Here is a 25195-nt window from a genome sequence, read left to right as displayed (position 1 = left end):
GAGCGCCGCCGCCGCTCTCAGTCCGTGAGCCGGCGAATCCGGGTCGTCTCGCGGACGACCGCCCAGGCGTCGGCCACCGGGCCCACGTGTCCGAGCTTGTCGGGGTTGACCACCGTACGGATCGTCTGGATGCGTCCGTCGAGGATGTCGAGGGTCCAGGTGTTGACGACCTTGCCGTCCCGGTCGCGGAAGATCGCGCCCGGCTGGCCGTTCACCTGGTGTGGTTCCACGACGCCGCCGATCCGGACGAACGGCGCCAGGAGCGCGGTGAGCACCCGGGCCACGTTGGCGGCGCCGGAGACGCCCGTGCCCCAGCGGGGCGCCTTGCCGCCGCTGTCGCCGATCATCCGAACGTCGGCGGCGAGCAACTCGGTCAGTCCGTCGACGTCGCCTTCGGCGAAGGCGACGAAGAACCGCTCGGCGAGCTGCTCGCGCTCCTTGCGATCGGCCTGGAACCGGGGCCGGCCCGCGTCCATATGGCGGCGCGCCCGCACCACGAGTTGCCGGCACGCCGCCTCCGACCGGCCCACCGCCGAGGCGATCTCCGGGAAGTCGAAGCCGAACACCTCGCGCAGTACGAAGACCGCGCGTTCGAGCGGGCTGAGCCGCTCCAGCAGCAACAGGGCCGCCATCGACACGGAGTCGGCCAGCTCAGCCGAGCGCTCGGGGTCCTGGTAGGGGTCGCTGAGCAGCGGTTCGGGGAACCACGGCCCGGTGTACTCCTCCCGCCGGACCCGGGCCGAGCGCAGCACGTCGATCGAGATCCGGGTGACCACGGCCGACAGGAAGGACTTGGTCGACGTGGGTTGTGTCGGGGAGGCCGCGTAGCGCAGCCAGGTCTCCTGGACCGCGTCCTCGGCCTCGCCCACGCTGCCGAGGATGCGGTAGGCGATCGAGAACAGCAGCGGCCGCAGTTCCTGGAACTCCTCGGCGCGCGTCATGCCAGCTCTTTCGCGAAGCCACGCCGCCATGAGGGGTAGCTCGGCTGCCAGCCGAGCTCCCGCTTGGCCTTGGCGTTGGAGAAGCCGCGCCCCTCGATCATCATCGTCACCGCCACGTCCCCGGCCAGTGGCCGGGCCACCCAGGCGGGGACCCGCATCGGCCGCTTCGCCCCCGCGGACGCGGCCAGGTACGGAAGCCACTCGGCGGCCGGGGCCGGTTCGTCGTCGACGATGTTGAACACCCCGTGGGCCTGCTGCTCCACGGCCAGGACCGTGGCGCTCGCCGCGTCGTCCAGATGCACCCACGAGCAGTGGCCGGCGCCGCTCCCGACGACCGGGAACTGCCGCTTGCGCACGGGCTCGACCAGGTCCTCGGTGGCACCCGGCCCGTAGAACCAGCCGTAGCGCAGGACGGTGCCGCCCGCCTTGCCGACCGCGTCCTCGACGTGGCCGAGCGCCGCCATCCCCGGTTCCGCCGGCGTCCCCGTCATCGGGTCCAGCCCGTCCTGCTCGGTCTTCACCCATCCGCCCTCGCGGAGACCGTTCCAGGCGGCGTAGCCCTGCGCGATGAAGTTGGTCACACCGGTCGCCTCGGCGGCGGCCAGCAGGTGGTCCGTCCCCGCGGTGCGCAACCGGTTGGTGCCGGCGAACCACCGGTCCATGTGCTTCATGTCCGGCTTGCCGGCGTGCGCCACGGAGATCGCGGTCATCTGGTGCACGATCACGTCCGGCCGGGCCTTGGCCACCGCCTCACCGACCGACATCGCGTCCAGCCCGTCCATCACGATGCCATCCGCGCCCAACCGCCGCAGCAGATCCAGTTTGGCCACGCTCGTCGTCGTGGCCGTCACCTGGTGCCCGCGAGCCACCAACCGCGGCACCAGCCGCCGCCCCAGAACCCCCGTGCCACCCGCCACGAACACCCGCATGACCATCACCTCCCGGCTCAGAACCCGTCTCTGCGACCCCGAGACGAGACAGCCCGCCCGGCTGTGACATGGTCTCCCCAAGCCTTCGCGCGGAGGGTGAGCGGCCCGGCACGTACCGAACACTCGGCGAAGGCAGCCACGCAGCGTGCGTTATGTCATACTCCGTCGCATCCGCGCGACGCTTCACCGAGCGTTCCGTCAGCCCGCCATCGAGGCCAGGCCGAACGCCCCACCCGCGGTCGCGTGTCCGCGAGCCCAGAGTCGCTGATCACTGGTGTCTACTGCCGTCTTGGATCACCGATCGCCAGTGATCTCGGGTCGCCGGGGTCAGTAGCGGAGGTCGGCGAGGACGCCGTAGTGGTCCGACGCCAGAACGCCGTCGATCGGGTCGGTGCCGATGACCTCGCAGTGGACGGGGTGGCCGGTGCCGCCGCGGCGGGGCCAGGCGGAGAGGATGTGGTCGATCCGGCGGTTCGGCCACAGCACGGGGACCGCCCAGGAGTTGGTGTTCGCCCACGTATGGCCCGGTCCGCCCGTCCCGGCCGTGGCCCAGGCGTCGTAGAACACCAGGTCCCGCGCCGCCGGTTCGGTCTTGCCGGTCAGTATCCGGATCTCGTCGCTGTCGGGGTCGGCGTTGAAGTCGCCGCACAGGATCGCCGGGTGCCGCCGGCTCTGCCGCTCGGCGATGTAGGAGGCGATCTCCCGTACCTGCTTCTGGCGCTCGGCGCTGTGCTCCAGCCGCCAGGCGAGGGCGGCGAGGAAGAGCTGCACCGGGCCGCGCGGACCCTCGATCTCGGTGAACAGCAGGTCGCCGCCGGTGTCTCCCGAGCCGGACAGCCGCACCCACTCGTGCCGCGTGATCGGCCATCGCGACAGCACCGCGATTCCGGAGGTCGCGCCGTTGCTGACGACGTCCCCGGCGAAGACGTGGTGCGGCATCCCGAACCGCTGCTCCTGCCCGCCCCACGCCTCGACCAGCGCGACGACGTCCGCGTCATGCCGGGCCAGGGTCTCGCGGATCGCTCCTTCGCGTCGCTCCCAGGGCCCGAACCGGCCCCAGACGTTCCAGGTGATCACCCGCAGGGTGGTCTCGATCAGGGGTCCGTACGGCTGCGCGATGTCGTACATGGTCCTCCTATTCGGTGCGCATCCCCAGGTAAGCGCGGAACATCGGGTGGACCTGGAACCGCTGGACCGCTGCGAGGTTCAGGTGCTGCACCTGGTGCATGCCGATGAACGCCCCCGGGCCGCCGCCCACCGGATCGGCCTCCCCGATGGGCCGGGCGGTGAGGAAGCCCGTCTGCCAGAGAATCTCGATCAGGCCGTCCGGGTCACGGACGGGCAGCCAGGAGGAGGTGCCGTTCGTCGGGATCTCGCCGAGCACCAGTTCCAGGCAGAGCAGTTGGAGGTCCTCCCGGTCGAACGTGTGGTCCCGGCCGCGGAACACCTCGAACACGCCGAGCAGGCCGGGGTACTGGAAGCGGTACTCCGCGGCGATGTCCTTGGTCCGCTCCTCGGAGTAGCCGCGCTCCGCCCACCGGACCGCCTCGAACGGCAACGGAAGGGCGGGGGCACGGTCCCGGGCCTCCTCGAGCACGGTCGTGCAGAACTCGATGATTTCGCGCGGCCGGTAGAGGGTGCGGTCGACCACGTACCGGAAGGAACCGTCCACGGGCCCACCGGGGACCGGCGCGAACACGGCGTTCCAGCACGTCAGATCGTCGGCGCGGTCGAGAACCTGGGCGTCGTAGCCCATCTCCCGCGCGGAGTACCGGATGCGCTTGGCGATGAGCTCGAGGAGGGAGCCCTCGCTCCACCTGATCGTCTCCAGCAGGTCCCGGTACTTCTGCGCGTCCTCGTACAGCGCCGGGATGTCGTCGTACAGCTCTCGCCGCAGCGAGACGTACACCGACAGGTTGCCGTGCAGCGCGTTGACGGACACGCACGCCTGGAACAGCCCGGCCACGAACGCCTTGGCGTCCTCGGAGGAGTCCCAGCCCCGGTCGAGCTCGTCGACGACGATCGTGACGCGCTGCCGGTCGAGGACCTTCCGGAGGGCGGGCAGCAGGGAGTGGATCTCCTCGAGCTTGTACAGCCGGTCCAGCTCCCGGGTCTTCGCACCCGCCTCGATCGGGCCGAGCTTGATGTTCTCCAGCCGCTTGAGGTACGAGACCAGGACGGACAGCCGGCCCATCTGGACGTTGGCGTGGTTGTTGCGGATGTACGCGCTGATCTCGGCGCCCCCGCCCTTCGCCAGCCGCATGCCCTTCCGGGCGACCTCCTTCATGACCATGACGTAGAGCAGGTACTTCCAGGCGGCGGCGTACGCGCCGTGCTTCGCCCAGGACCCGGCGTTCTCGGCGGCCATCGTGGAGCTGAGCAGCTCGTACGAGTAGTCCTCCGGGGACAGCTCGATCACGCGGTTGCCCGCGGTGCGCTCGCGCTTGGCAAGCACCTGGAAGATGGCGCTCTTGCCGGATCCGCGGTTGCCGAGGAGCACGGTCTTGGCGCCCGAGTGGACGCGGTTGTACGTGGCCGACTCGACGAAGCACTTGTCCAGGCCACGCCCGATGTCACGCTCGGCCGACGGCGCGCCGAAGTCGAGACCGTCGAGGATCTTGGAGGACAGGACCAGGCGCGTCACGACTCCACCACCGCTCGAGAGGGTCTTGGTAGATCTTCGCACGGCTGATGCGGCCCCGCCCCTGCCGCGTCGCCCGCAGCGTGATCGTCACTCTGCGCCCCGGATTTCCGTCGCACCGACCACCGAAATCCTCGGCACAAGCCATCTCCGCGGCGTACGGGCGCGCGCGGGATCTACCTCTCGTTCTCGTGCTTGAACTGGGCCTCGAGCCGCAGCAGGAGACGGCGTTCCTCGTCCGGGAGATCGTCGTACGCGGTGATCCGCTCGGGTGCCTGGCGCCGATCCCGGCCGGCGCTCGACCGCAGGGCGTCGTACACCTCGGGGCACGGCCACGTGCCGGCGCCCATGTAGACCAGGCCGAGGTGGAGGGAGCGCAGCAGCCTTCGCAGCGCCGATCTCTGGACGTCGTCTTCTCGCATGCGGGCCCTCCGGTCGCGATCCCGCCCCGAGCGTCCCGCCACGCCCTCTCCGCAGGGTCGAGAGTCGCTGGACTCCGGGTTCGGCCGGGCTCGTACTGATCACCTGAGCGCCGGACCGCTCAGGAGGACCGGCGTGCCTCGGCGGGCGCGGCGACCGGCCTTCCGCCGGCCGACTCGGCGACCGGTCTGCCGTCAGTGGGCTCAGGGAGCGGCCTGCCGCCGGTCGACTCGGCGACCGGCCTGCCTCCGGCGGGCTCAGGGAGCGGGCTGTCGTCGGCGGGCGCGGGCGACCAGGCGGCGCACGACCTCGTCGGTGTCCTCGGGGAGGCCGTCGAGCGGGAACCAGCGCAGGTCCGCGGACTCCTCGCTGATCCGTTCTCGGGCGCCGTCCGGGGCGACGGCGACGTACTGGACGTCCAGGTGGTAGGACCCGCCGTGGCACCAGACGCGGTGCCGGTCGAGGTGGAGCGGCTCGGGCAGCAGACGCAGCTCGTCGATGCCGGACTCCTCGGTGGCCTCGCGCAGCGCCGCGCCCGCGAGCGTGGCGTCGTGCGGTTCGCAGTGGCCGCCCAGTTGCAGCCACATGCCCGCCTTGGGATGCAGCGTGAGCAGCACCCGCTCTCCGGGCGGGTCGAGGACGACCGCGCTGGCCGTCAGGTGACCGGGCACGCATTCGCGGAACATGGCGTTCTCGTGCGCCGACAGGTGCGCGAGGAAGTCGCGCCGCAGCAGGTCCTGCGCGGCGTCGGGCGCGGTCCAGTCCGACAGCGCGCGTACGGCGTCGGCGTGCAGTGTCATCGTCACCTCACCCGGCGCGGCCGCGCCGGCGCCGTCTGATGCGGGGGCGTGGTCAGTCGCGGGGGCCGGGCTCGTCGTCGCCGGACTCGTCCTTCGGCTCGGTGAACTGCGAGATGTCCAGGTCGACGCCCGTGCCCTCGACGAACGCCTCGGGGTTCTCCAGGTCGTCGGTGGTGGGCAGCAGGTCCGGGTGCACCCAGACGGCGTCGCGTCCCTCGTTGCCGCGCGCCTCGCCCAGGGCGGCCCACAGCGCGGCGGCCTCCCGCAGCCGCCGGGGCCGGAGTTCGAGGCCGACCAGCGTGGCGAAGGTGCGCTCGGCGGGACCACCGGTCGCGCGCCGGCGGCGTACCGCCTCGCCGAGCTTGACCGCGGACGGCAGCCGGCCGTCGGCGGCGGCCGCGACGACGGTGCCGACCCAGCCCTCGACCAGGGCCAGCGCGGTCTCCAGCCGGGCCAGCGCGGCCTTCTGCTGCGGGGTCTCCTCCGGCGTGAGCGCCAGCTCCCCGCCGAGGGCCTCCTGCAGCGCCTCCGGGTTGGTCAGGTCCGCCCCGGCGATGGCCTCCTCGATCTTGGACAGGTCCACGGTGATGCCGCGCGCGTAGTCCTCGACCGCGCCGAGCAGGTGGGCGCGCAGCCACGGGACATGCCCGAACAGCCGCTGATGGGCGGCCTCGCGCAGCGCCAGGTAGACGCGCACCTCGTCGGCGCTGACCTCCAGGCCCTCACCGAACGCGGTCACCCCGGCCGGCAGCAGCGCGCCGACGCCCTCAGGCGCCAGCGGCAGCCCGACGTCGGCGGAGCCGACGACCTCCAGCGCCAGCGCGCCCAGCGCCTGCCCGGCCTGCCCGCCGACCATCGCGCCCGACATCTGCCGCATCATCCCGACGAGGGGGCCGGCGACGGCCTTCATCTCCTCGGGCATCGCCTCGCCCATGGAGTCGACCATCCGCGCCGCGATCGGGTCGCAGACCTTCGACCACACGGGGAGGGTGTTCTCGATCCACTCCGACCGGCTCCACGCCTGCGGGTTACGGATCCCCGCGGGGAGCGTCGTCGCCTCGTCCAGCCACAGGTCGGCCAGCCGGAGCGCCTCGACGACCGCCCGCCGCTCGGCGTCGACCACCGAGGGGTCGCCGCGCTCGACGACGGTGTGCCGGGCGACGTCCTTGGCCAGGTCCCAGTTCAGCGGGCCGGTGCTCGCGGACTGGCCGGCCAGCATGTCGGCGAACTGATGGAGCATGGCGGCGAAATCCTGCATGCCGCCCGGGCCGAAAGGCCCCTGGTTACCGGGCTTGTTCTCATCGCCGGGCTCGTCCGGGCGGTTGAACCCGAAGGGGATGTCGCTCACAGGCTCGACCTCAGGCAGGATGAATAGGTCACAACCTTCACGTTAGCCGGTCGACGGCCGGGGGCGTGCGTTAGGAGGACTCACTCGACTTGAGTACACGAGAGGTTCGCCCACGGCGTAGCACGGGGCCGGTCGTCGCCGTCACGGGGGCGGCCGACGGCATCGGTCGTGCCCTGGTCGCCCGGCTGGCGGACTCGGGGGACATCAGGAAGGTCGTCGGCCTCGACGACCACCGCGGGGACGTGTCGGGGATCACATGGCGCGTGGTCGACGTCCGCGACCCGCAGCTCACCAGCCGCATCTCCGACGTGGACGTGATCGTCCACCTCGACATGGACCTGTCCCCGGACACCGATCACCGGGAGCGGCGGGCGTACAACGTCCGCGGCGCGCAGACCGTCATCACCGCGGCGGCGGCGGTCCGGGTCCGCAAGGTGATCGTCATGACCAGCGCGATGGTGTACGGCGCGCAGGCGGACAACCCGGTGCCGATCCCGGAGGACTCCCCGCTCGCGGCCGAGCCCGACGACGGCATCGTCGGCGACTTCCTGGAGATCGAGGAGCTCGCGAAGATGGCGCCGGTGGCGCATCCCGGCATGACCGTCACGGTCCTGCGGCCCGCCGCCCTCGTCGGCCCCGGGATCGACACGGTGGTGACCCGTCACTTCGAGGCGCCGCGGCTGCTCACGGTCAAGGGCTGCGAGCCGCGCTGGCAGTTCTGCCACGTCGACGACCTGGTCAGCGCCCTCGAACTCGCCATCACCGGGGAGATCTCCGGCCGGATCGCGGTCGGCAGCGAAGGCTGGCTGGACCAGGACGAGGTCGAGCAGATCACCGGGCGGCGGCGCTTCGAACTCCCGGCCGCGATCACCTTCGGCACCGCGCAGCGGCTGCACCGCATCGGCGTGACGCCGGCGCCGGCCACCGACCTGCACTATGTGGTCTATCCCTGGGTCGCGGACTGCGCGACGCTGCGCCAGGCCGGCTGGAAACCGGCGCATGACAACGCCGAGGCGCTGGCCGCGCTGCTCGAGGAGGTCTCCGGACGGCACGCCGTGGTCGGCCGCAGGCTGGCCCGGAAGGAGGCCACGATGGCCACCGCCGCGGGCGCGACCGTCGCCGTCATCGGCACCGCCGCGATCGTGCGGCGCGCCCGGCGCAAGCGCCGCAGCTAGTCTCAACGGCGCCCGGCGCGAGTGGCGTAGCTGGTCTCGGCGGCGCGCGGCGGCCTCGGTCCGGCCGTTGCCGCGTCGGCGGGGTGCGGTCGAGACGACCGTTGCGCGGGAGCGGTTTCGGGCTTCGCGGGTGCGATGGCCGATGGCCGGAACACCTCGCGGATGCGACCGACAGGCCCGCCTATGCCTCGTAACTCCCGTCGATGCTGACCAGGGGCGACTTCCGGCCAGCGGGTACCGTTCGTCCCGTGGACGTGATCCGCTTGGCCGAAATCCGTGACACCGCGCTCTCCGTGGACGAGGTGCTCGCCGCCGTCACCGACCCCGGTGCGGGCGGCACGGCGCTGTTCGTCGGGACCGTGCGCGATGAGGATCATCGGCGCGCGGTGGCGCGGCTGTCGTACTCCGCGCATCCGACCGCCGTCGAGGCGCTGCGCACGGTCCTGGAGAAGGTCGCCGCGGAGTTCCCCGTACGCGCGCTCGCGGCGACGCACCGGGTCGGCGATCTGGAGATCGGCGATCTGGCCGTCGTCGTGGCCGCCGCCTGCCCGCACCGCGCGGAGGCGTTCGCGGCCTGCCGGAAGTTGATCGACGACCTCAAGGCGGAGGTTCCCATCTGGAAGCATCAGCGCTTCACGGACGGGGACGAAGAATGGGTGGGCACAGACTGACCTGCGGCGGAGCATGCAGGTTACCCTGGGTATAACGCTTCGTACCGAGGTGACGCGCATGTCCATTCTGGCGTGGTGGGCCATCCCGGTGGCCGTGGCCCTGCTGACGGGGGCCCTGATGACCCTGCGGGGACGCAGGCCACGTGTACGGAGGTCGTTCGAGGAGATCGAACACTTCCAGCGGTTCCGTGACGCCATGGAGCGGCCGCGCCGCAAGACCCGGGGACGGCGGCCTCGGTCGACCGCGTAGGCTTCCGGGCATGTCCCGCCGTGCTGCCACTCTGGTCGTCGCGAGCCTCCTGATCCTCCTACTGGGCCTGGCCGCGGCAGTCATGCCCGTGCCGTACGTCGCGCTCCGGCCCGGCCCGACGTCCGACACGCTGGGCGCGCTCGGCAAGGCGCCGCTGATCCAGATCACCGGCGCGCAGACCTACCCCACGGAGGGACACCTCAACTTCGTCACGGTCGCCTACCAGGGGGGGCCGGGCAACCGGATCGACCTGTTCACCGCGCTGCGCGGCTGGTTCGACCCGGACGTCGCCGTCGTTCCCGAAGAGACGATCTTCCCGAAGAACGTCTCCAGCAAGAAGGTGGATCAGGAGAACGTCCAGGAGATGGCGAACTCCCAGGAGTCCGCCACGGCCGCCGCGATGCACGAGCTGCACAAGCCGGTGACCACCGCCGTCCTGGTCGACTCCGTGCAGAAGGGGCTCCCGTCGGACGGCCGGCTGCGGCCCGGCGACCAGATCACCGCGATCGACGGCAAGCAGATCAAGGACATGCCCGGCGTCACCGCGGCCGTCGGCGCGCACAAGCCCGGCGACACGGTGACCTTCACCGTCAAGCGGGACGGCAAGGACACCCAGGTTCCCGTGAAGACGGTGGTCTCGCCGGACAAGACGGGCGACCGAGCCGGCAAGGCCATCGTGGGCGTGATCCTGAAGGAGAAGTACCAGTTCCCCGTCACCGTCAAGATCAGCGTCGGTGACATAGGAGGTCCCAGCGCCGGGCTGATGTTCTCGCTCGGCATCTACGACAAGCTGACGCCCGAGGACATCACCGGCGGCCGGTTCATCGCGGGCACCGGAACGATCACCCCGGACGGTCAGGTCGGGCCGATCGGCGGGATCCAGCAGAAGATGGTCGCCGCGCGGCAGGCGGGCGCCACGATCTTCCTCACCCCGACGCAGAACTGCGCCGACGCCGTCGCCTCCAAGCCCAAGGGCCTGCGGCTGGTCCGGGTGGACACCATGCACGGCGCCCTGCAGGCCCTGACCGCCATCCGGACCGGCCAGGGCGGCGTCCCCGCCTGCCCGGCCGCCTGAGTACCTCCGCCTGCCCGGCGGGCTGAGCAGCTCGCAGGCCCGGGTCGGGTGAGCGTTTCCGCCTGCCGGGCCGGCGGAGCGTCCCCGTCGGCGCGAACGAACGAGCCGGCGGAGACGCCGTCAGCTGAGCGTCGAGGCGAGCGCGTCGGTCAGGTGGGGGACGAGGTCGGGGCCGGTGAGCACCGCGCCGTCGCTGTCGTGACCGCGCAGCCGCATGGCCGAGTAATGGGAGCCGTCGCGCAGCACGCCCACGACGAGGCGTACGTCCTCGCGGCCGGGGTGCCGGGCGGCCCAGGTCACCGGGTCCTCGTCCGGCGCCTCCTCCTCGGCGCCCTCCGGCAGCAGGATCCGCTCGAGGATCAGCGCGCAGCCGGCGACCTCGCCGGGCCATTCGATGCCGTGCAGGACGTCCTCGATCGGCCGGTCGAGCGGCAGGTCCGGCTGTTCGAGGGCGGCGATGCCGTCGGGCTCGTCCGGGATGCCGAGCTGCCGGGCGAGCTCCGGCTCGTTGCGGTTCAGCTCCGGGGCCGCCACCAGGGCGTACAGCCGGGGCGGGGCGTCCCAGCCGGTGGCGGCCGCATGCCGTTCGAGGTCGCGGACGACCTCTTCCAATCGGGTCATTGGCTCATCTTTTCATCGTCGCCGGCCACCTTTCGGCCACAGGTGGTCCGGGCCGTCGCGGGAACCCGGGGAGGGGTCGGTAAGTTGCCCTCAGAGACACCCGGCGAAGGGGAGTGGCCGTGTCCTTCCGAAGCCCCGGCTCTTTCGGCCGGATCCGCGTGGGCCGATCACGGCTGCTGGTGCGCGTCATCGTCATCCTGGCGATCCTGGTCGCGGTCTTCTTCGCGTTCACCGCGATATGGACCGATGTGCTGTGGTACCGCTCCGTCGGGTTCTCCTCGGTGTACACCAAGCAGATCACGACGCGCGTGACGCTGTTCCTGTGCGCCGGTCTGCTGATGATCCTCGTCCTCGGCGCCAACGTCGTCCTCGCCTACCGCCTGCGCCCGCCGGACCGGCCGGCGTCGGTCGAGCAGCAGGGGCTCGACCGCTACCGCGCCGCGGTCGACCCGTACCGCCGGCTTCTGGTGGCCGGGGTGCTGACGCTGGCGGGCCTGCTGGCCGGCTCCTCGGCGGCCGGGCAGTGGCGGACCTGGCTCGCGTTCGTGAACCGGCAGCCGTTCCACATCAAGGACCCGCAGTTCCACAAGGACATCTCGTTCTTCGTCTTCACCTACCCCCTGCTGCGGCTGGTGCTCGGCTTCCTGTTCGCGGCGGTCATCCTGGCCTTCGTCGCGGCGCTGATCGTGCACTACCTGTACGGCGGACTACGGCTGCAGGGACCGGGGGAGCGGGTCGGGTCGGCGGCGCGCGCGCACCTGTCCGTGCTGTTCGGCGTCTTCGTGCTCCTGAAGGCGGTCGCGTACTGGTTCGACCGGTGGGGCCTGGTCGACTCCCAGCGCGGGGTCGTCACCGGCCCGTCGTACACCGACGTCAACGCCGTGCTGCCCGCCAAGACCATCCTCGCGGTGATCGCGCTGATCTGCGCGCTGATGTTCTTCGCCACGCTGGTGCGGCGCGGCGCGATGCTGCCCGGGATGGCATTCGGCCTGCTCGTGCTGTCGGCGATCCTCATCGGCGGCGTCTACCCGCTGCTGATCCAGACCTTCCAGGTCAAACCCAACGAGGTGGACAAGGAGTCCCGGTACATCGGCCGCAACATCGCGGCCACCCGCCAGGCGTACGGCGTGGCGGGCGCCCAGGTCACCGACTACGTGCCGAACACCAAGCTGTCCCCGGAGCAGGCCAAGCAGGAGACCTCCACCCTCCCCAACGTGCGCCTGCTCGACCCCGCCGTCGTCTCGCCGACGTACCAGCAGCTCCAGCAGATCAAGGGCTGGTACAAGTTCGCCAATCCGCTGGACATCGACCGGTACCCCGATGACACCGGTGCCCTGCGGGACACCGTCGTCGCCGTACGGGAGCTCGAGGGCCCACCGCCCGGCCAGACCAACTGGATCAACAGCCATCTCGTCTACACGCACGGGTACGGCTTCGTCGCCGCCCCGGGCAACCAGGTCGACGTCCAGGGCGCGCCGGTCTTCACCGAGAAGGACATCCCCCCGACCGGGTCGCTGAACATCGCCCAGCCGCGCGTCTACTTCGGCGAGCGCTCACCCGGCTACTCCATCGTCGGCGGCACGGCGCAACGCGAGGTCGACTATCCGGACGACAAGAACGCCAGCGGGCAGGCCAACACCGCCTACGACGGCAAGGGTGGCGTCCCGATCGGCTCGCTGTTCGACCGGACCCTGTACGCCCTGCGGTTCAAGGAGAAGAACCTCCTGCTGTCCGGGGCGATCAACTCCAGATCCCGGATCCTGTACGACCGCACGCCGCGCGAGCGCGTGCAGAAGGTCGCGCCCTGGCTCAAGGTCGACGGCAATCCCTACCCGGCGGTCGTCGGCGGGCGGATCACGTGGATCGTCGACGGCTACACCACCGCGGCGAACTACCCGTACTCGGAGCGTACGAGCCTGGCCGACGCCACGCGGGACACCAACACCGAGAGCCGGGTGTCGGTCGCGGCCCAGGCCGGAGACCGCATCAACTACATGCGCAACTCGGTGAAGGCGACGGTCGACGCCTATGACGGCACCGTCACCCTCTACGCCTGGGACGGAAGCGACCCGGTCCTCAAGACGTGGATGAAGGCGTTCCCCGGCACCGTACGCCCGCGGTCGGCGATCCCGAACGACCTCCTGGCGCACCTGCGGTACCCGGAGGACCTGTTCAAGGTGCAGCGCCGGATCCTCGCCCGCTACCACGTCCAGAACCCGCAGGCCTTCTACGGCGGCGGCGACTTCTGGCAGATCCCCAATGACCCGACCGGCGAGGGCACCGTCGAGCCGCCCTACTACCTGAGCGTCAAGATGCCCGGCCAGAACGACCCGGGCTTCTCGCTGACCTCGACGTTCACGCCGAAGGGCAAGGTCACCAACCTGACCGCCTTCATGGCCGTCGACAGCGTGCCGACGAGCCCCACCTACGGCCGGATCCGCATCCTCCAGGTGCCGCGCAGCCAGGTGACCCCGGGGCCGGAGCAGGTGCAGAACACCTTCGAGAACAACCCGACCGTGTCCCAGCAGCTGACCCTGCTGCGCGGTCCCGGGTCCAGGACGGTGAGCGGCAACCTGCTGACGCTGCCGTTCGGCGGCGGATTCCTGTACGTCGAACCCATCTACCTGCAGGCGAACTCCGGAGGCGGCGCCTACCCGCTGTTGAAACGGGTCCTCGTCTCGTACGGCGACGACATCGGCTTCGGCGCCACCCTCCAGGACGCGCTGGGCCAGGTGCTCGGCGGCGGCGCGGCGGCGAGCGCCGGCCCGCCGCTGCAGGCCAACGAGGACATCCGTGCCGCGATCGACGCGGCGAACCGCGCGTACGGCGACGCCCAGACCGCGCTGAAGAACAACGACTGGGCCGGGTACGGCGAGGCGCAGAAACGGCTGAAGGCGGCCCTGGACGAGCTGGCCAGGCTGCAGAAACAGAGCAACGCGCGGCCGGCGCCGACGACACCCGCGACGCCGAGCCCGACGCCCACGACCACCCCGCCCGCAGCACCCACACCGACGCCGAGGCCGACGCGGTGAGGCCGTCGATTTGCAACCACACCACGTGCCCCATAGAGTTGGGGCATCGCCGCGGGGTGGAGCAGCTCGGTAGCTCGCTGGGCTCATAACCCAGAGGTCGCAGGTTCAAATCCTGCCCCCGCTACCAGGTGAAGAGGCCCAGAGGATCATCCTCTGGGCCTCTTTCGTTTCATTCGCTTGCGCGATCCACCGGCCGCGCCGGAGGCTTGAGCCATGGTCTCTCGCCCGCGGCCCCTCACCGACGTCGCGCCCGCCGCGTGGATCGAGGCAGAGGCCGGTGACTTCGATTCCGGCGTGCACGCGCTGCTGCCCGACGGGTTCGCGGCGTACGCGCGGCTGCCGCACCCCGTGGAGGCCGCGGACGGACGGCCGCTGCGCTGGCGGGAGATCGCGGAACGCTCCGGGCGGGCCCTCGACTCCCGTACGCGCTTCAAGGACATCGCCGGGCCCGAGGAGGCCGTGGGCCGGGTCGTTCCCCGCCGGGCTGCTGCCGGTCCTCTGCGAGATCCTCGCGGCGCACACCGCGACGCCGGGGCACTGCTACTTCGGCCTGTGGGACGGCTGGGGCTGGCTCGACGCCGACGGCCCGCGATTCCACCTGCCGGGGCGCAGACGACCGTTCCGGCGGAGACCCCGGTGTAGTGCTGCTTCTTGACGCACCGGCGAGCGGCATTCTGGCTGAGGTGATTCTTGCCGGCGTTCCGCTTGACGCCGCTCTTCGTGTACAGGGTGTTGTTCTTGTAGAGCGCGACCTGGATGGAGATGGCCGCGACCTTCTTGGTGCACTTGATGTCGGCGGTGACGTTCACGATGTCGCGGTTCTTCGCGTGCGCATGGTGGGAGTAGTGCGGGCTGTGAGTGGTGATCTTGCAGGTGATCACGTCGGCCGCCCGCAGACCAGGACCCGCCGCGCGGGTCGCGGTGATGGTGACCGTCGAGTCCGTCGTCGAGGCGTCGGCTCCGTCGCCCGACGCGGTCCGCCGGGTCCGTGCCGACCGGCCAGGGCTCCTCGCCGCCTCCTCCGGGGGACGGGCCGATCGCGGAATCGATTTGCGCGGGGCGTCGTGTCCGCATAACGTATGAGCACACCGACGCGGGGTGGAGCAGCTCGGTAGCTCGCTGGGCTCATAACCCAGAGGTCGCAGGTTCAAATCCTGCCCCCGCTACCAGTGAGGCCCGGAGAGTTCGACTCTCCGGGCCTCTTTTTCATGCGCGGACTGCCGCACGGAACCGTCGGGGATCGCAGCACCGTCTCATCCGATGGCCCGCCGTACGGAAGGAGAGCGGGATGCCGGATCGTGAGAAGGTCGCGCTCGACGGAGTCCCGGAGACGCTGCTCTGGAACCTCTATCAGCGCGCGGCCGAGGCCGGGCGGCCGGACGCGGTCCTGCGCGATCCCAAGGCCGTCGAGCTGGTCGACGCACTCGACTATCCGTTCGCGGACCGGTTCGGCGCGGGACGGCTGGGCCAGTGGCAGGCCCTGCGCGCGCGCCGCTTCGACCAGGAGGTCCGGCGGTTCCTCGACGAGCATCCCGACGGTCAGGTGGTCGCGCTCGGCGAGGGCCTGGAGACGCAGTTCTGGCGGGTCGACAACGGCCGGGTCCGCTGGCTCACCGTCGAACTGCCGGAGACCGCCGAACTGCGGGCGCGCCTGCTGCCCGACGACCCGCCCCGCCGGCGGACGGTGGCGTGTTCCGCGCTGGAAGAGGAGTGGACGCGGCACGCGGACCCCGCGAACGGCCTGCTCCTGTCGGCCCAGGGCCTGCTCATGTACTTCGAGCCCGATCAGGTCCACCGGCTCCTCGCCTGGTGCGCGGAGCGCTTCCCGGGCGCCACGATGATCTTCGACGGAGTGCCGCCGTGGTTCAGCCGCCGCACCCTGGAGGGCCGGATGACGACGGCCCAGGGCTACCAGGCGCCGCCGATGCCATGGGCCGTGGACGCGGCGGAGAAGGCCCGGATCCGGGCGCTCGACGGCGTCGCCGAGCTTCGCGACCTGCGTCCTCCGCGCGGTCGCGGGCCCCTGTACGGCGCGCTGTTCCCGCTGCTGAACCGCCTCCGCCCGATACGGGAGCTCGGCGTCACCGGCCTGCCCATCATGGCCGTCCGCTTCGCGGCCCCGGCGCATGCGTGAGCACCGGCGCCACGGACGGGTCGTGACGGACCCGGGCGGCCGGGGGGTTGATCAACTACCTTTCTTGCAGTCTCCGGCGTTCAATGGGAAGGGCGGTGCCGATGTCCTCGGAACAGGCCGGTGAGGACCCGGATGAGGCTCTCGTGGCGGCGATCCTGGACGCCGAGCGGGAAGCGGAGCTGGCCGAACTCATCCGTTCGCCGGCTCGCGTCGAGGCGCTGATCGAGCAGAACGCGCTGGGGCTCGACTTCGACCTGGCGCTGGACCTCAGCGGCGGGCTGGCCGCGCTCGGCTTCCACCACACGGCCCGGCTCGTGGCCCTGACCGCGTTCGCCGACGCCAACGCCAAGGTCATGGCCGCGGGGCAGCTGGCACTGGGCTGGATCGAGCTTTCGCGGGGCAAGCACCGCAAGGCTCTGGCGGCGATCGAGGACCTGGCCGGCAACACCGACATCGACGTGTTCGCGGAGGCCGCCTACCTGCGCGGCGTGATCCTCGAGTCGCGGGGCAGGCACGCGCAGGCGGCCGTGGAGTACGAGCGGGCGATCGGCATGCCGCGGCGCAAGAGCGCGGGCCAGGCGGCGCTGTCCCTGGCGGAGATGCTGAGCGCGGCCGGCGACGACGAGCAGGCGGTCGAGGTGCTGGCCGTGGCGCTCGAGTGCGGGGTCGCGCACGTCGTGCCCCAGGCGGCCCTCCAGTTGGCGCTCATCCGCGACCGCTCGGGTGACGTCGAGGGCGCGATCCCGCTCTACCGGGAGGCGATGGAGTCCGGCCTCCCGTCGGCGGCGCCCCGGGGCGCGTTCCACCTCGGTGAGATCCTCCTCGGCGCGGGGACGTCCCGGGTGCCCAGGAGGCCTTCGAGACGGCCTACGCCACCGGAGACCCGGAATTCGCCCCGAAGGCCGGGGTCGACCTCGGGACCATCTACATGGACGCGAACCGGGTGCCCGAGGCGTTCGCCTGCTTCGAGACGGCCGCCGGCTCGCCGGACCGGAACGTCGCGGCGCTCGGGCACTGCTACGCCGGCGTGGTCCTCGCCGACACCGACACGGCGGCCGCGGAGCGGCACCTGCGCACGGCGATGAAGCAGGGCGACCGTCAGGTCAAGGAGCTGGCGTCCGACGTCCTGCGCCGGATGGGGCGCTGAGGAGCCGGCGTCCGACGCTCCTGCGTCGGCTGGGGCGCTGACGCCCGCGGTCGTCCCCGTGACACCGTGCGCCCCGGACGGGTAGAGCCCTGGCATGGGGCCTATCGAGATCCGCCGCGTCTATGACGAGGCGGAGGACGGGGAAGGCGCGGTCTTCCTGGTGGACCGCATGTGGCCGCGTGGGGTGCGGAAGGCCGACCTGAAGATCGACGGCTGGCTGCGCGACGTCGCGCCCTCCTCGGACCTCCGGCAGTGGTTCGGGCACCGGGCCGAGCGGTTCGCCGAGTTCGCCGAGCGGTACCGCCGGGAACTCGACGAACGGCCCGAGGCCGAACGTCCGTTGCTCGAGGCCGCCGAGAAGGGGCCCGTGACGCTGCTGTACTCCGCGCGCGACACCGAGCACAACCAGGCCGTCGTCCTCCGCGACCACCTCCGGGACCGGCTCGGCGGGTAGGCGCGGCGCCGGGTCAGGCGCGCGCGCCGACCGGGGAGCCGTTCACGGTGACGTCGGTGAGGACGAGGCCTTCCACGTTCTCCACGATGTCCGCCGCCGTCGCCGTGTCGAACCGGCAGTGCGCGAGCGTGACGTCCTTGATCGGGGCGTCCGGGTAGCCGCGCATGTCCAGCACGTACTGCGTGGTGCCGACGTGCAGGTTCTCGACGTGGATGCCGCTCACGTCTGGGTTGTACGGGTGGCCGGGACCCTCGTCGTAGTAGAAGTCGACCTGGATCGCGGCGACGGACAACCGGCCGACCTCGACGTCCTTCAGGTGGACGTCGTGGATGTAGCCGCCCCGCATCGAGTTGCTCTTCAGCCGCAGGCAGCTGTTCAGGTTCGGGCTGGTCATCCGCAGGTTCCGGGCGTAGACGCCGGCGACGCCGCCGGTCATCTCGCTGCCGATCGTCACGCCGCCGTGGCCGTCGCGGAACTCACAGTCCTCGACGAGGATGTTCTGGCTGGGCGTGTTCACGCGGCGGCCGTCGGCGTTGCGTCCCGCCTTGATCGCGATGCAGTCGTCCCCGGTGTCGAAGGTGCAGCCGGTGATGACGACGTCGGTGGAGGACTCGGGGTCGCAGCCGTCGTTGTTGGGCCCGTGGCTGATCACCGTGACGTCGCGGACGAGGACGTTCCGTGACAGCACCGGATGGATCTCCCACATCGGGGAGTTCACGATGGTCACGCCCTCGATGAGGACGTTCTCACAGTGGTACGGCTGGATGAAGTTCGGGCGCAGGTAGTGCCCGGCGCCGAGGACGCGGTCGCGGACGGGCACGCCCTGGTCGGCCCACTGCTGCAGGAGCGTCCAGTCCGGGCCCTCCTGCGGGTCGCCGGGCTTCCAGCCGTACTCCGGCCTGCCCTTCCACGGCCACCACGCCGTGTTGCCCGCCTGCCCGTCGAGCGTGCCGGTGCCGGTGACCGCGATGTTCCGGGCGCCGTACGCGTAGATGAGGGGCGCGTAGTTGTAGCACTCCACACCCTGCCAGCGCGTGTAGACGGCGGGCAGGTACCGCGCCGGGTCGGTGTCGAACAGGATCGTCGCGCCCGCGTCGACGTGCAGGTCGACGTGGCTGCGGAGCCTGATCGGCCCGGTCAGGTAGCGGCCGGGCGGGACCACGACCCGGCCGCCGCCGCGCCGCGCGCAGGCGCTGATCGCCGCGTCGAACGCCCGCGTGCAGTCGGTCGTGCCGTCGCTCTTCGCGCCGAAGTCCGTGATCCGGAACCGGTGGTGCGGGAAGCGCGGCGCCCGCACCCGGCGGCGGATCCGGTCGGCGGTCCGCCAGGGGTCCGCGTCGGCGAACGCGGGTGCGCCGACGGCGGACGCCAGCAGGCCGCCGCCGAGGACGGCGCCACTCGCTCCGAGGAATCGCCGTCGAGGCCATGATCCGCTCATTCTTCCTCCAGGGGGTCGGTCGTCCGGGGACGTCGCGGCGGGACGGGCCGTGACGGCACGGACGTCAACGGATCGTCACGTCCGCGGCGCGGCCGTGGGGGCTCAGCTTCAGCACGACGCCGCCGAACGGGCCGGAGGTGAAGGTCCAGCCCTCCCGCGCGGTGCGCAGCGCCCCGGTGTCGGCCGCGTGCGGCAGGGCACGGCCGGCCACGGTGACCGAACGGGGCGCCTGGGGCAGCAGCACGACGGCCTGCTGCTCCGTCGCGCCGGACACGCGCAGCCTTACGGCGTGGCCCGGCTCCGGCGCGTACAGCGAGCCGCTCAGGCCCGGCCGGGACAGCTCGCCGGTCCGCCAGCCGCCGAGGGCGCGGGTGTTGAACCCGATCGACGCGCCCGCCCGCAGGTACAGCGGGAACTCGTCCAGGCTCGTCTCCCGCGTGATCGTGCGTCCGCCGTCGACGACCTGACCGCTGTACAGGTCCACCCAGCGCCCGGCCGGCAGGTACACGTCGACCGGCGTCGGCCGGCCCGCCGCGCCGTCGGCGTCGGCCCGGTCGGCGGTGACCGGCGCGGCCAGCAGGTCCGGGCCGACCATGAACTCCTGGTCCTGGGCCCACGCGTTCTCGTCGCCGGGGTACTGGAAGCCGACGGCCCGCAGGATCGGCACGCCGGTACGCGACGCGGTCCGCGCCAGGCCGTACAGGTAGGGGAACAGCTCGTAGTGCAGGGTCACCGCGTCGCGGAAGCGCCGGATCGTGTCGGGGTCGTACTTCCAGGGCGTCGCGTTCAGTCCGGCGCCGCCGACCTCGAAGACCGGACTGACCGCGCTGAACTGCGCCCAGCGGGTGAACAGCGACGGGGTCGGGCTGTTCGTCGCGTTCGCCGGCGCCTTGGGGTCGATGCCGCCGGTGTCGGAGCCCCAGGCGAAGTGGCCGGTCAGCGACTCGCTGGTGCCGTACCGGACCGACGTGCGCAGCCCGGCGAACGTCTCGAACACGTCGCTGCCCCACATGCCGTGCGTGTGCTGCGCCGTGCCGGGCACCCCGGCCCGTACGAGGGTTTCGAAGTCGTTCCCGTGCGCCCGCCGCATCGCCTCGGTGACTGCGGACTGGTACAGGTCCGGGTAGCGCAGGTACAGGCCCGCGCCCGGGCCGCCCGCGAACGGCGTCGTCTCGAACCGGTACTCCTCGCTGCGGTCCTCCTTGGCCAGGTCGACGCCCATCCGGAAGATCCGGGTGAGCTGGTCCACGTAGTGCTCGCGCGCGGCCGGGTTCGTGAAGTCGATGTAGTTGGTGCCCGGCACGAGCCAGCCGTTCTTCGCCCAGACGTCGTTGATGCCCGCGCACGAGCCGCCGCCCTGGGAGGACGACGGGGCGCTGACGACGTGGGAGGTCACCCACAGCCCGAACCGGACGCCCTGCGCGTGGATCTCGTCGATCATCCGCTGCGGGTCCGGGAAGAACGTCGGGTCGAACTCGCCGCTGTTGGTGCAGGCGCTGCCGTTGATCCGGTGGGTGTTGCCGGCCGGCTGCCGCTCCCACGGGTTGTCGATCCAGATGGTGCCGAGCGGGATGTCCAGCCTCTTCAGCTGCGCCACGTCGTCCAGCACCTGGGCCTGGTCGGCGTTGACGTCACGCCACTTCATGAGCGCGAACTCGCTCGCCGGCGGCATGCTCGGCAGGCCCACCGTCCGGTAGTACGCGCTGGTCACCGCCGCCGGCGAGCCGGTGTACACGTCGTAGGACAGTCCGGCGTCCTTCACGCAGATCTGCACGCGGTCCGGCCGCGCGGTCGCCGCGACCGGGCAGGGGTACGGCTGCGCCGCGCCGCTCGGCGGCTTGGGAGTGTTCGCGCAGGTCGGGCCGTCGCTTCCGTGCGTCGCGCCGGGGAACGCGAACCGGCCGACGTGGTCGGTGTCGGCCCACAGCCCGTACCCGCCGGAGCTGAGGTAGAAGGTGCTCGCGGACTGCTCCTGGTTCTGGCAGTAGTCGCCGGCCTCGTTGCCCTCCTTGCCCGGGCTCCAGCCGCGGATGTGCCCGCGCAGGTCGACGTACGCGGCGGAGCTGCCACCGAGATAGTGCTCCGCGCCGCCCGCCGTCAGCGCCTCGAACACCGCGGTGACGTCGCCCGACGGGCGCAGCGACCAGCGCACCCGCACGCCCTGCGCGGTCCGCGTGACCGTCACGGTCGCGGTACGCGCGGGTTCGTCGGTCGCGACCGTGTAGGCCGTGCCGCCGGGTACGTCGCGCCGGGATACGAGGTCGGTCAGCCGGTGATAGGTCGCGCCCTCCTGGCTCGTGGCGGACCCGCCGACCTGGTAGGACAGCCGGCCGCCCGGCCCGGCGACCGCCCCGCCCGCCTCCGCGGTGACCGGCCGGCCGTGGTCGAGGAAGGTGAGCCCGAACGGCGCGGCGCCGACCCGCCAGGCCACGGCGGGTTCGGCGGGTTCGGCGGATACGGCGGCCCGGGCGCCTGGTGCGGCGACGGGCAGCAGGGTGAGCAGGAGGAGACCGGAGAACAGGACCGGCACGCGGCGGCGGAGCCGAGCGGGCGTTCGGCGGTGGATCACGGGTGCGTTCCTCCTGGATTTCGCTCGTCGCCGGGGGCGTACGGGATCTGGAATCGGGCGGGCCGGCGGCTCCCGGCCTCGGCCGTGACCGCCGGCGTCATCGGGGCCGCCACCCGCGTAGGACGTGGGCGGGGTCGCTCCACCAGGCCGCCTCGGCGGCGGTCAGCGAGCGCGAGCACGGCAGCCGGGCGCCGGTGTCGAGGGGCGCCCCGGCCAGGTCGGTGCCGCCGTACTCCCAGAACCGCACCCGCGCCGCCTGCGCGCAGTCGGCGTTGTTCAGCTGCCAGCCGTCGGGCCGGATGTGCGCGTCCATCGCCGTCCGGACGAAGACCACCTGGCTGCCGGGGTACACGGTCGGGTCGATCCGTCCGAGGTACACCGACGCGTCCGGCGTCTCCGGCCCGCGGGTGAGGCGATCGTCGACGAACACGTAGCCGGGGTGGGCCGCGTCGTTCCGCGCCTGGGTGACGTAACCGCCGTGCAGGGACCGCAGCTCGGTGCGCCGGACGAACACCGCGCCGGTGCCCCACACGAAGTCCACGTCGCCGGAGATCAGGCTGTCGGTGACGTAACCGCGGCCCTGCAGGCGGAGGGTGTCCTGGAAGCTCTCCAGGCTGACCCGCCGGAGAGTGATCCGGTCGGCGTTGCCGCGGAACGCCTCCGCTTGCGAACCCCCGTACGGCGTGGTGTTGCGCAGCGTGATGTCCTGCAGCCGGAAGTCGGCGGCCTCGACGCCGAACAGCGCCCGCCAGCAGTTGTACGTGTCGTGGCCGGGCAGCGCCTGACGTGGGCAGACGTCGCCCGGATCGGTGGACCCGGCCAGCGCGGTGTCCCCGTTCAGCCGGTTGTCGTTGGCGTACTCGACGACGGTCCGGCCCCGCCCGGCCCCCCGGACCGTGATGTGCGGACGGTCGGCGCGGACGTAGTCGATCTCCTGGTAGGTGCCGGGGCGGACGTCGATCGCCACCGGCCGCTCGTTGCCCTCCGGAACGAAGTCGATCGCTCCCTGGACCGTGCAGAAGTCGCCCCGACCGTCCGCCGCGACGGTGAGCCGCCGGGCCCCCGTACGAGGCGGGGCGGCCCGGGTGCGGAACCGCCAGGTCGCCGGGTCCTGGATGCCGGGGAGGCCGGGGAACGCCTCCGGGTCGACCGTGACGTAGTACGTCCGCCCGTAGTCGAGCCGGTGATGCAGCGTGATCGTCGCGGTGTTCCCGTCGACGAGGACCGGGTGGTACGCGAAGGAGTGCGGGACCCCGGTGTCGGACACCGCGTCCCCGATCGTGCGGTGGTACGAGCGCGGGTCGGCCAGGTCGATCGCGTCGGCGACGGTGCCGTCCGCGCGGTGCACCTCGATGCGGCCGGAGGTCCCCGGCTGGAGCGGGCGGTCCGCGCTGAGCCGCAACGGCGTGTCGACGCACCGGTCCTGGCGGAGGCCGACGGGGGAGAGCCTGGCGGATGCGGCCCGCCGCCCGGCGTCGGCGCGTCCGGCGTCGGCGGTGATGGCGGCGGCGCCGGCCGGGGCGACGCGGGCGATCGCCGCGGCGGTCGCGGCCACCGCCGCGAGTGACGTCCATCGAGCCGGTGCTCCACGCATGCCCGCCTCCCTGCTGCGTCGGTGACCTTCTCCGGCCGCGATGGGCGGGTCGCGCCGCCGACCGGGCGTCGGCGGCACGTCGGGGAAGGACCCAGGGAAAACCTTTTCCGAAGGTCGCACGCGAGTCCGGGGACGTCAACCCCGCTTCCGCCGTCTTTCACGGCGGAGCCCCCGCGCCGGGCGGGCTGAACGTATGGTGCAATGCCGCCATGGGCACGGCGCAGACCGGCACGGGGGCACGGCCGCCCCGGGCGACGATCATCGACGTGGCACGGGAGGCCGGCGTTTCTCCCGCCACGGTGTCCCGCGTCCTCACAGGTTCCAAACCCGTCTCGGCGGAGCCGGAGCAACGGGTCCGCGCGGCCGTCGCGCGGCTCGGCTATCGGCCGAACCCGGCGGCACAGGGACTGCTCCGCGGCACCACCTCCGCGGTCGGGGTGGTCGTCCCTGATCTGAGCAACCCGTACTTCGCGGAGGTGCTCAAAGGCGTCACCAACGCGGCCCAGCACGCCGACTTCCGCACGCTCGTCGCCGACACCGGCGAGAAGGCCGGGGCCGAACGCGACGCCGCGCTGGAGCTGTCCCGGTGGGCCGACGGCATCGTCCTGTGCTCGCCGCGGATGAGCCAGTGGGAGCTCACCGAGCTGGCGGCCGCCGTGCCTCGCCTGGTCTGCGTGAACCGGCGCAGCCGTGGCACGCGGATCCCCGCGGTGGCGGTGGACTTCGAGGCGGGCGTCGCGTCGATCTGCCGTCACCTGCGCGAACTCGGCCACCGCCGCGTCGCCTACTTGCGCGGCCCCGCACGCGCCTGGTCCGAACGCGCCCGGCAACGGGCCCTGCGGGCGGCCGGCGGACCTGACCTGGAGATCGTTCAGATCCCGTGCGGATCGAGCAGTGTCGACGGGCATTCCGCCGCCGACGCGGCCCTCGCGACGGGCGCCACGGCCATCATGGCGTTCAGTGACTACGTCGCCCTCGGCGCGCTGGCGCGGTTCGACGAGCTCGGCGTCTCGGTGCCCGAGGAGATCTCGCTGACCGGCTTCGACGACATCGCGCTCAGCCGCCTGGTCTCCCCGCGGCTCACCACGGTGACGGTCAACAAACAGGATCTCGGCCTGCGGGCCTGGCAACTGTTCGTCGACACCGGCGCCGACGGCATCGCCGGTTCGGTGGTCGAGGTGACGCCAGAACTGGTCGTCCGCGGCTCGACCGCCGCACCGGCCGGGGTGACGAGCCCACGGCGCGAGACCGTCCACGACAGGTGATCGTTCAACCCGCTACGCGGCCGGTACGGACACCGCCTCGGTCATGACACCGCTTGGCGGGTGACGAACTCGATCTGAGGTCAATGCCGACGTTGAGGGCCCCGTGCCGATGGCGAGGGATCAGCGCGACTCTTACCCGGAAGTTCTCCCGGCGGACCGCGCGATTTGACGGGGTTTCTAGGCGGACGTAATGTTCTCTTCGCCCCAAGGGGAGCGGGACGCCGGAAGGCGGCCGGCCCAAGGGGAAATCCACGCGGAGTTGTTCTGGTCCGGACGCTGTTCGGGCCGGGGTAGCATGGTGTGGTCGCCCCGAGACGGGATGCGGAACATCGCTGAGGCGGTGGTCGGCCCGTGGGGAACTTCTGGATGGTGCTGCTGCGGCCGGTTTGCCGGTCGGGGTTGCTGCTGTCTGGAGGGGGCGTTCCGGCTGTGTGTGTCGGTCCCATAAAGATCTACGGATCGGGGTTGACAAACGGAGCGGGGGCGCTAAGATAGAAGGGTTGCCCCAGACGGGGTCCGGCGGAAGTCGGGTCTCGGACGGTGTGTGTCCGTTTCTTGAGAACTCAACAGTGTGCTAAAAGCCAGTGCCTTTATGGTCCTCGCTGATCGTGGTCGGCTCTTCGGGGTTGATCATGGTTGGTTTGGATTCCTTTGGCAAGAATAACTCTTGCCGGGATTGTTTTTCTCTTCA

21 protein-coding genes and 2 tRNA genes are annotated in these 25195 nt (G+C 71.7%); 12 read left to right on the top strand and 11 right to left on the bottom strand.

Features of this window, described 5'->3' with window-relative positions; translation table 11 throughout:
* Positions 1–17: 17 nt before the first annotated feature.
* From ABD978_RS14800 to ABD978_RS14770, 7 genes are all read right to left on the bottom strand, one after another.
* Positions 18–941, bottom strand: a complete 924-nt coding sequence (locus ABD978_RS14800) for an RNA polymerase sigma-70 factor (protein WP_345353924.1) — start codon at positions 939–941, stop codon at positions 18–20.
* A complete protein-coding gene (locus tag ABD978_RS14795; protein WP_345353923.1) occupies positions 938–1870 on the bottom strand; it encodes an NAD-dependent epimerase/dehydratase family protein in 933 nt (310 codons plus the stop codon). The genes ABD978_RS14800 and ABD978_RS14795 overlap by 4 nt, the downstream gene beginning before the upstream one ends.
* A gap of 327 nt (positions 1871–2197) precedes the next feature.
* A complete protein-coding gene (locus ABD978_RS14790; RefSeq protein ID WP_345353922.1) occupies positions 2198–2998 on the bottom strand; it encodes an endonuclease/exonuclease/phosphatase family protein in 801 nt (266 codons plus the stop codon).
* Positions 2999–3005: 7 nt separating this feature from the next.
* Entirely contained in the window at positions 3006–4514 is a 1509-nt protein-coding gene (locus tag ABD978_RS14785; protein ID WP_345353921.1) for a P-loop ATPase, Sll1717 family, read from the bottom strand.
* Between the two features lie 173 nt (positions 4515–4687).
* Positions 4688–4933 (bottom strand): hypothetical protein, encoded by a 246-nt coding sequence (locus ABD978_RS14780; RefSeq protein WP_345353920.1) that lies wholly within the window; start codon positions 4931–4933, stop codon positions 4688–4690.
* A gap of 255 nt (positions 4934–5188) precedes the next feature.
* Positions 5189–5731 (bottom strand): NUDIX hydrolase, encoded by a 543-nt coding sequence (locus ABD978_RS14775; RefSeq protein ID WP_345353919.1) that lies wholly within the window; start codon positions 5729–5731, stop codon positions 5189–5191.
* A gap of 52 nt (positions 5732–5783) precedes the next feature.
* The gene (locus ABD978_RS14770; RefSeq protein WP_345353918.1) at positions 5784–7079 is read right to left on the bottom strand and encodes a zinc-dependent metalloprotease; all 1296 of its coding nucleotides are present in this window, start codon (positions 7077–7079) and stop codon (positions 5784–5786) included.
* Between the two features lie 89 nt (positions 7080–7168).
* Between ABD978_RS14770 and ABD978_RS14765 the strand changes: the two genes are divergently transcribed.
* From ABD978_RS14765 to ABD978_RS14750, 4 genes are all read left to right on the top strand, one after another.
* Positions 7169–8254, top strand: a complete 1086-nt coding sequence (locus tag ABD978_RS14765; protein WP_345353917.1) for an NAD-dependent epimerase/dehydratase family protein — start codon at positions 7169–7171, stop codon at positions 8252–8254.
* 248 nt (positions 8255–8502) lie between these two features.
* Entirely contained in the window at positions 8503–8925 is a 423-nt protein-coding gene (locus ABD978_RS14760; protein WP_345353916.1) for a molybdenum cofactor biosynthesis protein MoaE, read from the top strand.
* A gap of 58 nt (positions 8926–8983) precedes the next feature.
* Positions 8984–9175, top strand: a complete 192-nt coding sequence (locus tag ABD978_RS14755; protein WP_345353915.1) for a hypothetical protein — start codon at positions 8984–8986, stop codon at positions 9173–9175.
* 10 nt (positions 9176–9185) lie between these two features.
* Positions 9186–10250, top strand: coding sequence for a YlbL family protein (locus ABD978_RS14750; protein WP_345353914.1), 1065 nt, complete (start codon positions 9186–9188; stop codon positions 10248–10250).
* A 120-nt stretch (positions 10251–10370) separates the two neighbouring features.
* Here the strand turns inward: ABD978_RS14750 and ABD978_RS14745 are convergent, their stop codons facing one another.
* A complete protein-coding gene (locus tag ABD978_RS14745; RefSeq protein WP_345353913.1) occupies positions 10371–10871 on the bottom strand; it encodes a PPA1309 family protein in 501 nt (166 codons plus the stop codon).
* A 119-nt stretch (positions 10872–10990) separates the two neighbouring features.
* Between ABD978_RS14745 and ABD978_RS14740 the strand changes: the two genes are divergently transcribed.
* The 7 genes from ABD978_RS14740 to ABD978_RS14710 all read left to right on the top strand — a co-directional run bounded on the left by ABD978_RS14740 (position 10991) and on the right by ABD978_RS14710 (position 17638).
* Entirely contained in the window at positions 10991–13903 is a 2913-nt protein-coding gene (locus ABD978_RS14740) for a UPF0182 family membrane protein (RefSeq protein WP_345353912.1), read from the top strand.
* 50 nt (positions 13904–13953) lie between these two features.
* Positions 13954–14030, top strand: a tRNA-Met gene (locus tag ABD978_RS14735).
* 86 nt (positions 14031–14116) lie between these two features.
* The gene (locus tag ABD978_RS14730) at positions 14117–14545 is read left to right on the top strand and encodes a hypothetical protein (RefSeq protein WP_345353911.1); all 429 of its coding nucleotides are present in this window, start codon (positions 14117–14119) and stop codon (positions 14543–14545) included.
* Between the two features lie 450 nt (positions 14546–14995).
* Positions 14996–15072 (top strand) — tRNA-Met (locus tag ABD978_RS14725).
* 119 nt (positions 15073–15191) lie between these two features.
* A complete protein-coding gene (locus tag ABD978_RS14720; protein ID WP_345353910.1) occupies positions 15192–16037 on the top strand; it encodes a class I SAM-dependent methyltransferase in 846 nt (281 codons plus the stop codon).
* 101 nt (positions 16038–16138) lie between these two features.
* Positions 16139–17122 carry a tetratricopeptide repeat protein gene (locus ABD978_RS14715; RefSeq protein WP_345353909.1) on the top strand — a complete coding sequence of 328 codons (984 nt, stop codon included), beginning with the start codon at positions 16139–16141 and terminating at the stop codon, positions 17120–17122.
* Positions 17123–17278: 156 nt separating this feature from the next.
* Positions 17279–17638, top strand: a complete 360-nt coding sequence (locus ABD978_RS14710; RefSeq protein ID WP_345353908.1) for a DUF488 domain-containing protein — start codon at positions 17279–17281, stop codon at positions 17636–17638.
* Positions 17639–17651: 13 nt separating this feature from the next.
* Here ABD978_RS14710 and ABD978_RS14705 read toward each other — a convergent pair whose 3' ends face one another.
* The 3 genes from ABD978_RS14705 to ABD978_RS14695 form a co-directional block, all read right to left on the bottom strand.
* Positions 17652–19076 carry a glycoside hydrolase family 28 protein gene (locus ABD978_RS14705; protein WP_345353907.1) on the bottom strand — a complete coding sequence of 475 codons (1425 nt, stop codon included), beginning with the start codon at positions 19074–19076 and terminating at the stop codon, positions 17652–17654.
* 64 nt (positions 19077–19140) lie between these two features.
* Complete coding sequence (locus ABD978_RS14700; protein WP_345353906.1) at positions 19141–21645, bottom strand: glycoside hydrolase family 31 protein; 2505 nt, start codon at positions 21643–21645, stop codon at positions 19141–19143.
* 97 nt (positions 21646–21742) lie between these two features.
* Positions 21743–23239 carry a pectinesterase family protein gene (locus tag ABD978_RS14695; RefSeq protein WP_345353905.1) on the bottom strand — a complete coding sequence of 499 codons (1497 nt, stop codon included), beginning with the start codon at positions 23237–23239 and terminating at the stop codon, positions 21743–21745.
* Between the two features lie 209 nt (positions 23240–23448).
* Between ABD978_RS14695 and ABD978_RS14690 the strand changes: the two genes are divergently transcribed.
* Positions 23449–24504, top strand: coding sequence for a LacI family DNA-binding transcriptional regulator (locus ABD978_RS14690; protein ID WP_345353904.1), 1056 nt, complete (start codon positions 23449–23451; stop codon positions 24502–24504).
* The last annotated feature ends 691 nt before the right edge of the window (positions 24505–25195 follow it).

The organism is Actinoallomurus liliacearum (assembly GCF_039542035.1).
Lineage (GTDB): Bacteria > Actinomycetota > Actinomycetes > Streptosporangiales > Streptosporangiaceae > Actinoallomurus > Actinoallomurus liliacearum.
Note: the sequence above shows the minus strand (reverse complement) of the source record. Positions and strands in the feature narration are given on the sequence as shown.